This window comes from Streptomyces sp. NPDC005393 (genome assembly GCF_040606675.1).
Classification (GTDB): domain Bacteria; phylum Actinomycetota; class Actinomycetes; order Streptomycetales; family Streptomycetaceae; genus Streptomyces.
In genome coordinates this window covers 28,662-43,211 of the sequence record NZ_JBEXFG010000020.1, presented here as the reverse complement: position 1 = coordinate 43,211, position 14,550 = coordinate 28,662, and the positions used below count along the sequence as shown (strand labels likewise).

The window sequence follows — 14,550 nt, the reverse complement described above, 5'->3', positions numbered from 1 at the left end:
CCCCACCGCCCCCAGACATCTCGCATTCGCAGGAGAGCGATTCCCATGGCTGAAGTCCTCGTCTACGTCGATCACGTGGACGGCGCCGTCCGCAAGCCCACCCTTGAACTGCTGACGCTGGCCCGCCGGATCGGCGAGCCGGTCGCGGTCCACCTCGGCTCCGGCGCCGACACCGCCGCTCCGGTGCTCGCCGAGCACGGCGCGGTGCGGGTGCTGACCGCTGACGCGCCCGAGTTCGCCGACTACCTGGTGGTCCCGAAGGTGGACGCGGTGGAGGCCGCGTACCAGGCCGTCTCCCCGGCCGCCGTCCTGTTCCCGTCCTCCGCGGAGGGCAAGGAGATCGCGGCCCGTCTCGCGGTCCGGATCGGCTCGGGCATCATCACCGACGCCGTCGACCTGGAGGCCGGCGAGGAGGGCCCGGTGGCGACCCAGTCGGTGTTCGCCGCCGCGTTCACCACCAAGTCCCGGGTCACCAAGGGCACGCCGGTCATCACCGTCAAGCCGAACTCGGCCACCCCGGAGGCCGCTCCGGCCGCGGGCGCCGTCGAGCAGCTGGAGGTCTCCTTCGGCGACAAGGCCACCGGCACCAAGGTCGTCTCGCGCACGCCGCGCGAGTCCACCGGGCGCCCGGAGCTGACCGAGGCCGCGATCGTGGTCTCCGGCGGCCGTGGTGTGGGCGGCGCGGAGAACTTCCCCGTCGTCGAGGCGCTGGCCGACTCGCTCGGTGCCGCCGTCGGCGCCTCGCGCGCCGCGGTGGACGCGGGCTGGTACCCGCACACCAACCAGGTGGGCCAGACCGGCAAGTCCGTCTCCCCGCAGCTGTACATCGCGACGGGCATCTCGGGCGCGATCCAGCACCGCGCCGGTATGCAGACGTCGAAGACCATTGTGGCCATCAACAAGGACGCTGAGGCCCCGATCTTCGACCTGGTCGACTACGGCGTGGTCGGCGACCTCTTCGAGGTCGTCCCGCAGCTGACCGAGGAGGTCAAGACCCGCAAGGGCTGACCTGACCGGGCGACGTCCGCGAGGCCTCGTACGCTCCCCGCGTACGGGGCCTCGCGCGTGCCCAGGGGGTGTTGACCCGCGGTCGGGCCCCGGATAACTTCGCTCAACGGATTGTTGATTCCGTACAGCGGAAAGGCGGAGGTGCGGGTATGGCGCGGCGCGAGACGGTGGAGACCAGCCTTCCGGGCGCCGTACGAGAATCCATCGCCGCCTCCCTCGCCGCCGTCGACGCCGAACTCGCCCGCCGCTACCCCGGCGACCCCGGGACCCGCCAGCCCGTCCACACCGTCTATGTCCCCGGTGACCTCGTCACCGCCGACACCGTGCGCGACTGGGGCGACCAGGCGCTGGCCGCCCTCGACGCACACGCCCCCGACGCCGCCGCCCTCGCCGCGATCCTCAACATCCCGGACCATGTGGCCGGGCCCGTGTACGCGCGGATGCGCGCCAAACTGGAGCGCGAGCCCGTGGAGGACCTGCGCATCGACTTCGAGGACGGCTACGGAACCCGCCCCGACGCCGAGGAGGACGCCGCGGCCGCCCGCGCCGCCTCCCTCGTCGCGGCCGCCTGCGCGACGGGCACCGCGCCGCCCTATGTGGGCATCAGGATGAAGTGCCTGGAGGCCGCGGTGCGCGACCGCGGCATCCGCACCCTGGACATCTTCCTCACCGGGCTGATGGAGGCCGGCGGGCTCCCGGCCGGGCTGATGCTCACCCTCCCCAAGGTGACGTACCCCGAGCAGGTCAGGGCTATGGTCCGGCTGTGCGAGGAGTTCGAGCGGGCGCGCGGGCTCACGGCCGGCCGCATCGGCTTCGAGATCCAGATCGAGACCACCCAGGCCATCCTCGGCCCGGACGGCCGCGCCACCGTCGCCCGTATGATCGACGCCGCCGACGGGCGGGCCACCGGACTGCACTACGGCACCTTCGACTACAGCGCCTCCTGCGGCGTCAGCGCGGCCCACCAGTCCATGGACCACCCCGTGGCCGACCATGCCAAGGCCGTCATGCAGGTCGCCGCCGCGGGCACCGGCGTACGGCTCTCCGACGGCTCGACGAACGTCCTCCCCGTCGGCTCCACCGAGCGGGTCCACGACGCCTGGCGGCTCCACCACCGCCTCGTCCGGCGGTCCTTGGCGCGCGCGTACTACCAGGGCTGGGACATGCACCCCGGCCATCTGCCCACCCGTTACGCGGCCGTCTACGCCTTCTACCGCGAGGGGCTGGAGGCGGCCGCGGCGCGGCTCGCGGCGTACGTGGACCGAACCGCCACGAGCGGCAGCGGTGGCATCGCCGACGAGCCCGCCACCGCCAAGGCGCTGAGCGGTCATCTGCTGCGCGGCCTGGACTGCGGGGCCCTCGACGGCGCCGAGGTCGAGCGGCTGACCGGGCTGTCCCGGGCCGGCCTCGACGCGCTGGCGGGGCGCCCCGTGACCACGACCTGAGCCGCCTGGCCACATCCGCTCACCCGGACGTGTCACCCGGGATGCGGCACCGCCCGGGAGGGCGGGAGATGTTGTCATGGCCAGAAGCGCCGTCTCGGCCCTGCTGATCCTGCTCGGGTGCCTCCTCGTACCGGTGTCCGTGCTGACGGTGTGGGTCCACGACAACGTCCTGGACACCGACCGCTATGTGGCGACGGTCGCGCCGCTCGCGAGGGACCCGGCGATCCAGAACGCCGCCGTGGACCGCGTCGGCGAGGCCGTCGACATGCGCCGCAACAGCCGGGAGGTCACCGCCGACATCGCCGCCTGGCTGCGCTCCCACGGCCTCCCAGCCAAGGCCGCCGACACCATCGAGGGGCTGGCCCCGCAGCTGGACTCGGCGCTCGACCAGGCGGTGCGCAAGGTGGCGACGCACATCGTGCACAGCGAGCAGTTCGTCGCCGTGTGGACCGGCGCCAACCGTGCCGCCCATACGGCCGTCGTGGGCGCCCTCACGGGCAAGGGCGGCGGCCCGGTCGGGGCGGAGGGCGACACCGTCACGCTCAACGTCGGCGCCGCCGTGGACAAGGTCAGACGGCAGCTGGTGGACGCCGGATTCCCCTCGGCGAGCGGCATCCCCGACATCCACCAGCGGCTCGTCCTCTTCCACTCCCACCGGCTCGACACCATTCGGCACGGGGCGCGCCTGCTCGACCTGGCCGGCAACTGGATGCCCGCGCTGACCGTGACCCTCGGCGGCACCGGAGTGCTGCTCGCCCGCCGGCGCCGCCGCGCGCTCGCCCGCGCGGCCCTCGGCGCCGCGGCAGCCTCCCTCGCCCTGGCGCTCGCCCTGGCCGTCGGCCGCCGGTACTACCTGGACCATGTGCCGCCGAGCGTGCTGTCCCGGGCGGCCGCCTCGGTCATCTTCGACACCGTCACACGCTTTCTGCGCGTCACCGTGCTGACCGTGCTGGTGCTCGGCCTCGTCGTCGCGCTCGGCGCCTATCTGACGGGCCCCGGCCGGCTGCCGCGCGCCGTACGGGGCACGGCCGAGCGGGCGGCCGACAGCGCGGCGTGCTGGGGCGCGGCCCATGGGATGCGGACGGGACGGGCCGGGACCTGGACCGCGGACCACCGGCGGGGGCTGACGACCGCGGCGCTGCTGGTGCCCGCCGGGGTGTTCGCCCTGTGGAACCACCCCACCGCGCTGACGGTGCTCTTCCTGGTGCTGGTCCTGCTCGCCGCGCTCGCGCTGATCGCGCTATTGGCCGCCACGGGCCGCACCGGGGCGGCCCGTGGCAGTCGTTAGGGGCGGTTGTCAGGGGTGGTCGTCAGGGGCTCAGGATGAGCACGATGAAGATCAGGCAGGCGGCGATATTGACCGCCCAGCTGTGGGTGGTGAGCCATTCGCGGACCCGGGGCATCGCCCGCCGTGCCCGCTTCCGGAAGAGGAGATAGACCAGCAGCGGCAGTGCGGCGATCAGCACGGTGGCGGCGATGAACGGCACCGCCGACACCAGGCCCGCCCCGTGCTGCCGCAAGGACGCTCCCACGGTCAGCATGACCACGATGTCGGACGGCATGGCCAGGATGATCAGAAGACCCGTCATGAACGCCCTGTAGGGGCCCGCCCTCATCAGCGAGCCCAGCCACTTCGGAGGCTCGACCGTCTCCCGCTTCACATAGTTCTTCACCGCGACCACCACCAGCAGCCCCACCAGCACCAGTTGGAGGACGGTTTCGAACGCCCCGCGGTCGGACGGGCTGCCCGGCGCGACCACGCTGCCCAGCAGCCCGAAGATCCGCCGTGCGATGGCGACCCCCAGCGTCGTCGCGAACGCCACCCCGAGCAGAAACGCCAGGGAGACGCGGACCGGCCGCGCGGTGGTCACCAGAACGACGGCGGCCACGATCTGCGGGCCCGCCATCATGGTGATGGCGAGCGGGAGAATCTGGAGATCCATGGCCCGCCCTTCCCACCGTCCGAGGTGTCTCCATTCGTACGCACCGGTCGCCGCACGGCATCCGGTGCTGCGCCGACCGGGCCCTCACGTCGCCTGCGGCAGTACTCCGGCGACGTAGGCTGAAGACGTGGGGCCTTGGCGGGGCCTTGCGGACCCGCCGGGCGTGTCCGACGGGAGGCACACGATGGACTACCCGCTGCTGAATGTTTTCTGGACCACGATGTGGGTCTTTCTCTGGGTGTTGTGGCTGTTCCTGCTCTTCCGCGTGTTCACCGATCTCTTCCGCGACGACTCGCTGGGCGGCTGGGCCAAGGCGGGCTGGACGGCCTTCGTCATCCTGCTGCCGTTCCTCGGCGTCTTCGTGTACCTGATCGCACGGGGCCGTGAGATGGGCCGGCGCGAGATGAAGCGGGCCGAGCAGGCCGAGGAGGAGCTCCGGGAGTTCGTGCGCACGACCGCCGGGGCCGGTCGCGCGGAGGAACTGTCGCGGCTCGTGGAGCTGAAGGATCACGGCGACCTCACAGCCGAGGAGTACGAGCGCGCCAAGGCCAAGGTGCTCGCCGCCTGAGAAGGTTCGGCCGCGCGGTGCTCAGTAGCGCACCGCGTGGCCGATCTGTGCCGTGATGTGGCCGGTGAGCTTGCGGTGGCTGCGGGCGACGGCCTTCTTCGGGGTGTGCGGGCGGACCGAGGGGACCCGCAGGAGTGTGGCGTCCACCAGGTCCCCGTCCGCATCGCGGAAGTTGACCTCGATCGCGTAGTCCGCCGTGTCATGGCTCTTGTTGGTGATGGTGATCCGGGCCATGGCCCGTCCGCTCTTGTCGAGCGAGACGGACCCGGCCTTCACGTCGCCCTTGGCGTTGGCCCCGCCCTTGATCTTCTTCAGCCCGGCCTTCGCGGAGGCCTCCGCCGACCGGATGGCGGCGGAGGCCCGGGACACCGCGGACGACGGCTCGCCACCGCCGTCCGAGCAGCCGGCCGCCGCCGGCGCCAGCACGGCCATGAGGCTCACCGCGCAGATCGTCCGCATTCGGCGCCCGCCCATCGCGTCTCCCTCGTTCCGCCACTTCGGGTCCCGGCCCTCCGCACCCACCCTGCGGGCGGCCGGGCACCGGGGCAACCGGGGCGGGTCCGTTCAGGGCGCGGAGGGCGCCGCCGGGGGGAGCTCGCCGGAGCCTCGGGCGATCAGCCGGGTCGGCAGCACGACCCGCCGCGGGTCGCCCCCCGCGCCGTCGAGCCGGCGGAAGAGCAGATCGGCGGCGGTGCGGCCGAGCCGGGCCGAGTCCTGGGCTATCACGGTGATGCCGGGGGAGAGCAGATCGGCGAGCTCGAAGTCGTCGAAGCCGACGAGGGCGACGGGGGGAGCGGGCTCGGGGCGCTCGGCGAGCACCCGTACGACGGTGACCGTCACCCGGTTGTTGCCCGCGAAGAGCGCGGTGACCGGCTCCGCGGCGTCCAGCATGGCGGTGGCCGCGGCCCGTACCCGCTCCGGGTCGGTGGGGCCGGGCGAGACCCAGGCGTCATGGACCGGCAGCCCGGCGTCGCCCATCGCCGCGTGGTAGCCGCGCAGCCGCTCGGCGGCGGTGTGGATGGTCGGCTGGTCGCCGAGGAAGCCGATCCGGCGGTGGCCGTGGGCGATCAGATGGGCCACGGCGTCGCGCGCGCCGCCGAAGCTGTCGGAGAGCACCGCGTCGGCGTCTATCCGGCCCGCCGGGCGGTCGACGAAGACGGTCGCGACCCCGGCCGCAATCTCGGGGGCCAGATAGCGGTGGTCATCGCCGGCCGGGATGACGACGAGACCGTCGACCCGGCGCGCGCACAGGGCGAGCACCAACTCCTGCTCGCGCTCGGGGTCCTCGGCGCTGGAGCCGTTGATCAGCAGCGCGCCATGGGCGCGGGCGACCTCTTCGACGGCGCGGCTCAGCGGTCCGTAGAAGGGGTCGGCCAGATCCTCCAGGACCAGGCCGATGCTCGCGGTGCGGCCCTTGCGAAGGATGCGGGCGCTGTCGTTGCGGCGGAAGCCCAGCGCGGTGATGGCCTCCTGGACGCGCCGTTCGGTGTCGGGGGTGACGCCCGCCTCGCCGTTGACGACTCTGGAGACGGTTTTGAGGCCGACCCCGGCGCGCGCGGCGACATCCTTCATCGTGGGCCGGGTGCCGTAGCGGCGTGCGGGGGTGCGGCTGGCGGTACCCGGGGCGGTGTCGGTCACGGTGCGCTCGTCCCGTCGCTGGTCGGCATGGGGGAAGGGTGTCGAGCATAGCTGCTGGACAACGTTGTCAGCGGCAGGAAGACTGTTGTCGCACACCGATGGCACCCAGGCCCACCAGGAGAGTCGACAGCATGCCACGTGACCTCATCGCCGCGCTGGACATCGGCGGTACCAAGATCGCGGGCGCCCTGGTGGACGGCAGCGGCAAGCTGGTCGCACGGGCCCGCCGCGCCACCCCCGCCCAGGAGGACGGCGCGACGGTGATGCGGCAGGTCTCCGCGGTCCTCGAGGAGCTGTCGGGCACCGCCCACTGGTCGCGGGTCGCCGCGGTAGGGATCGGCAGCGCGGGCCCGGTGGACGCCTCCGTGGGCACCGTAAGCCCCGTCAACATCCCCGGCTGGCGCGACTTCCCCCTGGTCGCCGGGGTCCGGGAGACGACCGGCACGCTGCCGGTGACGCTGGTGGGCGACGGGGTGGCGATGACCGCCGCGGAGCACTGGCAGGGCGCGGCACGCGGGCGTACGGACGCGCTGTGCATGGTCGTGTCCACCGGGGTGGGCGGCGGGCTGGTGCTGGGCGGCCGGCTGCACCCCGGCCCGACCGGCAACGCCGGGCACATCGGCCACATCAGCGTCGACCTGGACGGGGACCTGTGCCCGTGCGGCGGGCGTGGCTGTGTCGAACGCATCGCCAGCGGCCCCAACATTGCCTGCCGCGCCCTGCGCGACGGCTGGCTCCCGGGCCCGGACGGGGACACCAGCGCCGAGGCCGTCGCCGTCTCCGCGCGGGACGGCGACCCGGTCGCACGGGCCTCCTTCGAGCGCGCCGCACAGGCCCTGGCCGCCGGGATCGCCGCGACCGCGACGCTCGTGGAGATCGAGGTGGCGGTCATCGGCGGCGGGGTGGCGGGCGCCGGGGACGTGCTCTTCGCGCCCCTGCGGCGCGCCCTGCGCGACTACGCGACGCTGTCGTTCGTCCAGGGACTGGACGTCGTACCCGCGCAGATGGGCACCGACGCGGGGCTCGTCGGCGCGGCCGCCGCGGCGGCCCAGGAGATGCGGCTGGAGGGTTTCGGCCCGGCCGGCCCGCCCCCGACCGGTGGTTGAGCCGCGCTGTCACCCTGGCCCCACGTCCTGTCCGGCGCCACAACGGCAACAGCGGGGTGTGCCTATGCCAAGGGCGGGGACAACGACCGGCCCCTTCCCGGGCTGCCCGAGTGCTGAGGGCGGTGGGGGAAGGGGCCGGCCATAAGGGGCGCGTCAGCGGTTTCAGCAACGGAAGGCCGCGTCGGCCCAGTCCCCGTGGTCGCTGGTGACCCCGTCCCCGCCGTCGGTGACGACCAGCCGGACCGTCTTGGCCCCGGCGATGGCGGCCGTGACGGCCTTGGCGGCATCGGTGTTGGTCAGCGCCTCGGTCGACGCGACCTTCGTATCGTCGGCCCAGACCTCGAACGCGACCGTCCCGGCGGCCCCCTCCTCGTCGTCCACGCCGACCCGGGCCGTGAAGGCCGTACACCGGCCGCCCGTGTAGTACGTGACCTCGCTGGGCGCGTGCACGCCCAGGCCCCTGGCGTGCACGGTGCCTCCGAGGGTGATCGGATGACCGTCACCCGCCGCGCTCTCGCCGACGCTGGTGTCCTTCTCGACCGGGCCCCAGCCATTGAGGGCGCTCAGCCACGGCAGATCGCTCGCGTACGAGGTGCCGGAGGGCGGGGGCACCACCACATGGACCGTCGAGACCAGCCGCGCGGTGGCCTTGGCGCCACTCGGCGAGCGGTAGTCGGCGCCGGCCGTCAGATCGTACGCACCGGGCTCGGCGTCGGCGGGCGCGGTGATCCGCCAGCGCGTCGTCAGCTTCTTGCCGGTGGGCAGCGAACCGGCCCGGGTCGGGGAGACGGCCCGGATCCGCCAGCCGTCGGGGCCGGTGAGCCGGACCGCGACCCGGCGGGCCGGCGTGCGGCCCAGGTCGGTGAGGACCGTATCGACCTGGGCCGTGGCCCCGGCCTCGGTCAACGACGCACCCTCGCCGCCGAGCTCGACAGCGGGCGGGTAGGAGGCCCAGCGCCGGTCGGGGGAGATGCGGTAGAGCACCGTGCCATGGGCCGGGACGGTGGCCGTCACGGCTCCGGCGGTGTTGTAGTCCTGATGCCGCCACAGGTCGCGCAGCCGGTACGCGGGCGCGTGGTCCAGGCCGACCGCGGCGGCCGTGGTGGCTATGTGCCGCGCCCGGTCGGTCTCGTTGAAGAGGGCGACGGCACGGCTGCCGTCCGCGAGCTGCTTGGCGATGACCCAGCGCCCGCCCTCGGAGGAGACCACGGTCCCCTGCTTGCCCAGCGGGTCCTGGTCGACCGCGATGACCTCGCGGTTGCCGAGGATCTCATAGGTCTCCGGGGTGGCCTTGCGCAGATCGGTGCCGATCAGCAGCGGTGCGGCCATGACGGACCACAGCGAGAAGTGGCTGCGGTACTCGGTGTCCGTCATACCGCCGTTGCCCACCTCCAGCATGTCGGGGTCGTTCCAGTGGCCGGGCCCGGCGTACGGGGCGAGCGGCAGATTCTGCTTGGCGATCGACAGCATGCTGCCCCAGCTGTCGCTGATGTCGCCCGTCGTGCGCCAGAGGTGGCCGACGTCCGCGGCCCACTCCCAGGGCTTGTTCTGGCCCCATTCGCAGATGCTGTAGACGATCGGACGGCCGGTGGTTTCGGAGGCGGCCTTGAGGGCGTCGCGCATGGCGCGATAGCGCTGCTTGGCGTCGACGCCCTGGTTATTGCAGTTGTCGTACTTGAGGTAGTCGATGCCCCAGTCGGCGAACTGCTGGGCGTCGGACCTCTCATGGCCGAGCGCCCCGGGGAAGCCGGCCCTGTCACAGGTCTTGGTGCCCGCGCTGGTGTAGATGCCGAGCTTCAGCCCCTTGGAGTGGACATAGTCGGCGACGGCCTTGATGCCGCTGGGGAAGCGCGCGGGGTCCGGGACGAGCTTGCCGTCGGCGTCGCGCTGGGGCAGCGCCCAGCAGTCGTCGAGGTTGACGTACTGGTATCCGGCGTCCTTCAGCCCCTTCGCGACAAAGATGTCGGCGATGCCCTCGACCATCGCCTCGTTGAACTCCGCCCGGCAGTGGGTGGAGTTCCAGTTGTTGAAGCCCATCGGAGGGGTGAGGGCGGACCCCTCGCCGGATGCGGCCCTCGATGCCGAGGCCGGGGCGGAGGCCGGCGCGGTGGCCTCGGTCGTACGGGGCGCATGGGCGGCGGCCGGGACGGCAAGGCCGAGCGTGGCGAGCAAGCCGACGCTCAGCCCTCCGATGATTCTCTGTCTCGCGGTACGCAAAGAGCGGTGGCGCATGGTGCGGGTCCTCCGTTCTCAACGGGTGACGCAGCGTCATGGAAGCGTCACATGCGAGCGTTTACGGTAGACCCTGTTGGAGTCTGTTGGAAGAGAAGCGATAACAGTTGTTCGATACCTCGTCAAAACCCTTGACGGTAGGCCCATTCGGCGGGTGAGATCCACTCACCCGCGTTCGGTTGTGTTTGATTGAACCTCTGTGGAGGGGGCCATGGCACAGTCATCGTCAGGACATCGGATCTCCCGCCGTGCTCTGCTTCGGGGCAGTGCGGTCGGAGCCGGGGCGGTCGCCCTCCCGGCGCTGCTCACCGCCTGCGGTGGGCCCAGCAAGGAAGTGAAGATCGGCTCCAACGCCTCGGACGCCGTGCCGCGCAAGGCGTTCGCCGAGGTGTTCAACGCGTACGAGAAGAAGTCGGACAAGAAGCTCAAGGTAAACACCGTCAATCACGAGGCCTTTCAGGAGGGCATCAACCGCTATCTGAAGGGCACTCCGGACGACGTCTTCATGTGGTTCGCCGGCTACCGCATGCAGTTCTTTGCCCAGCAGGGGCAGCTCGCCGAGATCAGCGATCTCTGGAAGGGCTTCGACGGCTTCTCCGACGCGCTCAAGGCGCAGTCCACGGGCAGGGACGGCAAACAGTACTTCGTGCCGTACTACTACTACCCGTGGGCGGTCTTCTACCGGAAGAGCGTCTTCAAGCAGCACGGCTATGAGATCCCCACGACCTTTGACGAGTACCGGGCGCTCGCCAAGCGCATGGACAAGGACGGGCTCGACGCCATCGCCTTCGGCGACAAGGACGGCTGGCCCGCCATGGGGACCTTCGACTATCTCAATATGCGGGCCAACGGCTACGACTTCCATGTTTCGCTGATGGGCGGCAAGGAGTCCTGGACCGATCGCAGGGTCAGACACGTCTTCGACCTGTGGCGCGGCCTGATGCCGTACCACCAGAAGGGCGCCAACGGACGGACCTGGCAGGAGGCGGCACAGAGCCTCGCCCAGAAGAAGTCGGGCATGGCGGTGTTCGGGCTTCCCCACCCGGGCCAGCAGTTCGCCGAGGCCGACCGCGAGGATCTCGACTTCTTCCCCTTCCCCGAGATCGACTCCGCCTACGGCCAGGACGCGGTGGAAGCACCGATCGACGGCTTTCTGCTGGCGAAGAAGTCCAAGAAGCAGAAGGAGGCCGAGGAGCTGCTCAAGTACCTCGCCACTCCGGCCGCCGAGGAGATCTACCTGAAGCGGGACCCGAACAACATCGCGGTCAACAGCAAGGCGTCCACCTCCTCGTACAACACGCTCCAGAAGAAGGCCGTCGACCTCGTCTCCGGCGCCAAGCAGATCTCGCAGTTCATGGACCGCGACACCCGGCCCGACTTCGCGTCGCAGGTCATGATCCGGGCGATCCAGCAGTTCATCAACAAGCCGGACGACATCGACTCCCTGACCAAGGACATCGAATCCCAGAAGAAGACCATCTTCGCCGGCGACTAGGAGATCCGCGCAGTGCCGCTCATCCGCGTGCGGCGTGCCGGACGGCGGGGGCCGCGGAGGTTCACCTCCCGCGACCTCGCCGTCATCGGCGTGCTGCTGGGCATACCCGTATTGCTCGACCTGGCCCTGGTCTGGGGCCCGACCCTGGCCTCCATCGGTCTCTCCTTCACCAGTTGGGACGGGATCGGCGATCTCCACTGGGTCGGCGTCGACAACTACAAGACCCTCTTCACCGACTATCCGCCGTTCTGGCCCGCCGTCCGCAACAACCTGTTGTGGGTGGCCTTTCTCGGCTGCGTCGCCACACCGTTCGGACTGCTGCTGGCCGTGCTCCTCGACAAGGGCGTCCGGTTCAGCCGCTTCTACCAGTCCACCCTCTATATGCCGGTGGTGCTCTCGCTCGCCATCGTCGGCTTTATCGCGCAGCTGGTCTTCTCCCGTGACCAGGGTGCGCTCAACGCGATTCTCGCCGACAAGAACAACCCGGTGGACTGGCTCGGCGACCCCGACCTCAATATCTGGGTGGTGCTCATCGCCGCGGCCTGGCGGCACACCGGATATGTGATGATCCTCTATCTGGCCGGGCTGAAATCCGTGGACCCCTCACTCAAGGAAGCCGCCGCGATCGACGGCGCGAGCGAGACCCAGATCTTCTTCCGGGTCGTCCTGCCCACGCTGCGGCCGGTCAATGTCATCGTCGGCGTCATCACGGTGATCGAGGCGCTGCGCGCCTTCGACATCGTCTACGCCATCAACCACGGCCGTAACGGACTCGAGCTGCTCTCCGTGCTCGTCACCGACAACATCGTCGGCGAGGCCAGCCGGATCGGCTTCGGCTCCGCCATCGCCGTCGTCCTGCTGACCGTGTCCCTGGGATTCATCGTGACCTATCTGGTCCAGGAGCTGCGAGGGGAGAAGAAGGGATGACCGTCACCCAGACCGCCCCCGTACGGGCGGTGGCCCCGGCGGCCGCACCGGGCCGGCGCCGGGTGCGGCCCGGACGGCTCGGGCTGCACGCCTTCCTGATGACCGTCTCGCTGGCCTTTCTCGCCCCGCTGCTGCTCGCCGTCTACGCCTCACTGCGCCCGTATCAGGAGACCGCCAGGTACGGCTATTTCTCGCTGCCGCGCCATCTGTCGTTCGACTACTACAAGCAGGCGTTCAGCGACTCCGGAATGAGCAAGTACTTCGTCAACTCGCTCATCATCGCGGTGCCCGGGGTGCTGCTGACGCTGTTTCTGGCCTCCTTCGTCGCCTTCGCCGTCACCCGGCTGAACATGCGCGGCGGACTGGTCCTGCTGATGGTGTTCACGGCGGGGAATCTGCTGCCGCAGCAGGTGATCGTCACCCCGCTCTATGTGCTCTTCACCAAGATCAACCTGCCCTATTGGATGTCGGACTCGATGACGATGTACGACTCCTACTGGGCGGTGATCGCCGTGCAGGTCGCCTTCCAGATCGGTTTCTGCGTCTTCGTCCTCGCCAATTTCATGCGTACCCTTCCCGGGGACATCATCGAGGCGGCGCGGGTGGACGGCGCCGGGGTGTGGACGCAGTACTGGCGCATCACCCTTCCGCTGTGCCGCCCGGCGCTCGCGGCCCTCGCCACGCTGCAATTCACCTGGATGTACAACGACTTCCTGTGGGCGCTCGTCTTCATCTCCGACGGCGACAAGCTGCCCGTCACCTCCGCGCTCAACAATCTCCGCGGCCAGTTCTTCACGGACTACAACCTGCTCGCGGCGGGCTCGGTGCTGGTGGCGCTTCCCACGGTGCTGGTCTTCCTGCTCCTCCAGCGGCACTTCATCGCCGGACTCACCCTCGGCGCCAGCAAGGGCTGACACCGCGCCGGTCACCCGGGCCCGTGACCGCCGCGCCCCCTGACGCGAGGACCCCGCGCCGCCGCCTGGCGGCGGCGCGATCCGGGCTTCCCCCGCGTTCGCGCGTTTCCGCGGCAGGGTGATGCGGGCAACTGTCAGGAGGCGATGGAATAGGGGGAAAAGTGATCGTCTGGCTGAACGGTGCGTTCGGCGCGGGTAAGACCGCCGCGGCCCGCGAGTTGGTGGACTTCATGCCCGGCAGCACTTTCTACGACCCGGAGCTGGTCGGCAACGGTCTGCGGATGATGCTGCCGCGCAAGCGCCTTGAACAGGTGTCCGACTATCAGGACCTGCCCTCCTGGCGACGGCTGGTGGTGGACACCGGAGCGGCGCTGATCGCGGAGGTCGGCGGCCCGCTCGTGGTCCCGATGACGGTCCTCAGACAGGAGTACCGGGATGAGATCTTCGGTGGCTTCGCCGCCCGCAGGATCCCCGTGCGGCATGTTCTGCTGCATACCGACGAAACGATCCTTCGCGAGCGAATAGCCGAGCGCGAGGAGATCCCCGGCGACGCGGACGCGAGTGAGTCCGTCCGCCGGTGGTGCCTGGATCACCTCGCGCCCTACCACGCGGCCCTGGACTGGCTGACCACCGACGCGCATGTCGTGGACACCACCGGGCTCACCCCGCGCCAGACCGCCGAACACATCGCGGACGCCGTCCGCGAGGGCGCCGGGAGCTGCGACATCGTGCAGACCCCGGAGCCGACGGCGGAGACGCTGGCGGCCGGGGTCCTGCTCTTCGACGAGGACGACCGGGTTCTGCTCGTCGACCCGACCTACAAGCCCGGCTGGGAGTTCCCCGGTGGGGTCGTCGAACCCGGCGAACCCCCGATGTGCGCGGGGCTGCGCGAGGTGACCGAGGAGCTGGGCGTACGGCTCGATGAGCCGCTGCGGCTGCTCGTCGCCGACTGGGAGCGGCCCCAACCGCCCGGCTACGGGGGCCTGCGGCTGCTGTTCGACGGCGGCCGGCTCACCGCCGCGGACGCGCGGGAGGTGCTGCTGCCCGGCGCCGAACTGCGCGGCTGGCGGTTCGTCACCGAGAGCGAGGCCGCCGAACTCCTGCCCCCGGTGCGCTTCAGCCGGCTGCGATGGGCGCTGCGCGCCCGCGAACAGGGCCGCCCGCTGTATCTCGAAGCCGGTGTCCCCGTGGGCTGACCGGTCCGTCCCTGGCCGGCCGGTCGCTCCGGACGACCGGCTGTGGCCCACGGTCCGGCTCGACCGCGCAGCGATCGG

The 14,550-nt window shown here is 71.0% G+C and carries 13 protein-coding genes; 9 read left to right on the top strand and 4 right to left on the bottom strand.

Translation table 11 applies throughout. The annotated features are described in order from the left end of the window. Positions 1-45: 45 nt before the first annotated feature. From ABZS71_RS18540 to ABZS71_RS18530, 3 genes are all read left to right on the top strand, one after another. Complete coding sequence (locus ABZS71_RS18540; RefSeq protein ID WP_355848775.1) at positions 46-1,008, top strand: electron transfer flavoprotein subunit alpha/FixB family protein; 963 nt, start codon at positions 46-48, stop codon at positions 1,006-1,008. Between the two features lie 149 nt (positions 1,009-1,157). After that, positions 1,158-2,453 (top strand): aldolase/citrate lyase family protein, encoded by a 1,296-nt coding sequence (locus tag ABZS71_RS18535; RefSeq protein ID WP_356211310.1) that lies wholly within the window; start codon positions 1,158-1,160, stop codon positions 2,451-2,453. Between the two features lie 76 nt (positions 2,454-2,529). Then, positions 2,530-3,741, top strand: coding sequence for a hypothetical protein (locus ABZS71_RS18530; RefSeq protein WP_356211307.1), 1,212 nt, complete (start codon positions 2,530-2,532; stop codon positions 3,739-3,741). A 22-nt stretch (positions 3,742-3,763) separates the two neighbouring features. On the opposite strand, the gene ABZS71_RS18525 is transcribed toward ABZS71_RS18530, so the two are convergent. Beyond that, entirely contained in the window at positions 3,764-4,396 is a 633-nt protein-coding gene (locus ABZS71_RS18525) for a GAP family protein (protein WP_356211303.1), read from the bottom strand. Positions 4,397-4,580: 184 nt separating this feature from the next. On the opposite strand from ABZS71_RS18525, the gene ABZS71_RS18520 reads away from it, so the two are divergent. Beyond that, complete coding sequence (locus ABZS71_RS18520; protein ID WP_356211300.1) at positions 4,581-4,964, top strand: SHOCT domain-containing protein; 384 nt, start codon at positions 4,581-4,583, stop codon at positions 4,962-4,964. A 21-nt stretch (positions 4,965-4,985) separates the two neighbouring features. Here the strand turns inward: ABZS71_RS18520 and ABZS71_RS18515 are convergent, their stop codons facing one another. Further along, entirely contained in the window at positions 4,986-5,438 is a 453-nt protein-coding gene (locus tag ABZS71_RS18515; protein WP_356211298.1) for a hypothetical protein, read from the bottom strand. A gap of 90 nt (positions 5,439-5,528) precedes the next feature. Continuing rightward, positions 5,529-6,602: a LacI family DNA-binding transcriptional regulator gene (locus ABZS71_RS18510; RefSeq protein WP_356211295.1), complete on the bottom strand. Its 1,074-nt coding sequence runs from the start codon at positions 6,600-6,602 to the stop codon at positions 5,529-5,531. 131 nt (positions 6,603-6,733) lie between these two features. Between ABZS71_RS18510 and ABZS71_RS18505 the strand changes: the two genes are divergently transcribed. Beyond that, the gene (locus ABZS71_RS18505) at positions 6,734-7,708 is read left to right on the top strand and encodes an ROK family protein (RefSeq protein WP_356211293.1); all 975 of its coding nucleotides are present in this window, start codon (positions 6,734-6,736) and stop codon (positions 7,706-7,708) included. A 162-nt stretch (positions 7,709-7,870) separates the two neighbouring features. On the opposite strand, the gene ABZS71_RS18500 is transcribed toward ABZS71_RS18505, so the two are convergent. Then, positions 7,871-9,940 carry an NPCBM/NEW2 domain-containing protein gene (locus tag ABZS71_RS18500; RefSeq protein ID WP_356211290.1) on the bottom strand — a complete coding sequence of 690 codons (2,070 nt, stop codon included), beginning with the start codon at positions 9,938-9,940 and terminating at the stop codon, positions 7,871-7,873. 211 nt (positions 9,941-10,151) lie between these two features. On the opposite strand from ABZS71_RS18500, the gene ABZS71_RS18495 reads away from it, so the two are divergent. From ABZS71_RS18495 to ABZS71_RS18480, 4 genes are all read left to right on the top strand, one after another. Continuing rightward, the gene (locus ABZS71_RS18495; RefSeq protein ID WP_355848747.1) at positions 10,152-11,435 is read left to right on the top strand and encodes an ABC transporter substrate-binding protein; all 1,284 of its coding nucleotides are present in this window, start codon (positions 10,152-10,154) and stop codon (positions 11,433-11,435) included. A gap of 12 nt (positions 11,436-11,447) precedes the next feature. After that, positions 11,448-12,362, top strand: a complete 915-nt coding sequence (locus tag ABZS71_RS18490; protein WP_356211287.1) for a sugar ABC transporter permease — start codon at positions 11,448-11,450, stop codon at positions 12,360-12,362. Then, complete coding sequence (locus ABZS71_RS18485; RefSeq protein ID WP_355848741.1) at positions 12,359-13,276, top strand: carbohydrate ABC transporter permease; 918 nt, start codon at positions 12,359-12,361, stop codon at positions 13,274-13,276. The genes ABZS71_RS18490 and ABZS71_RS18485 overlap by 4 nt, the downstream gene beginning before the upstream one ends. Before the next feature lie 161 nt (positions 13,277-13,437). Continuing rightward, a complete protein-coding gene (locus tag ABZS71_RS18480; RefSeq protein WP_355848738.1) occupies positions 13,438-14,472 on the top strand; it encodes an NUDIX domain-containing protein in 1,035 nt (344 codons plus the stop codon). The last annotated feature ends 78 nt before the right edge of the window (positions 14,473-14,550 follow it).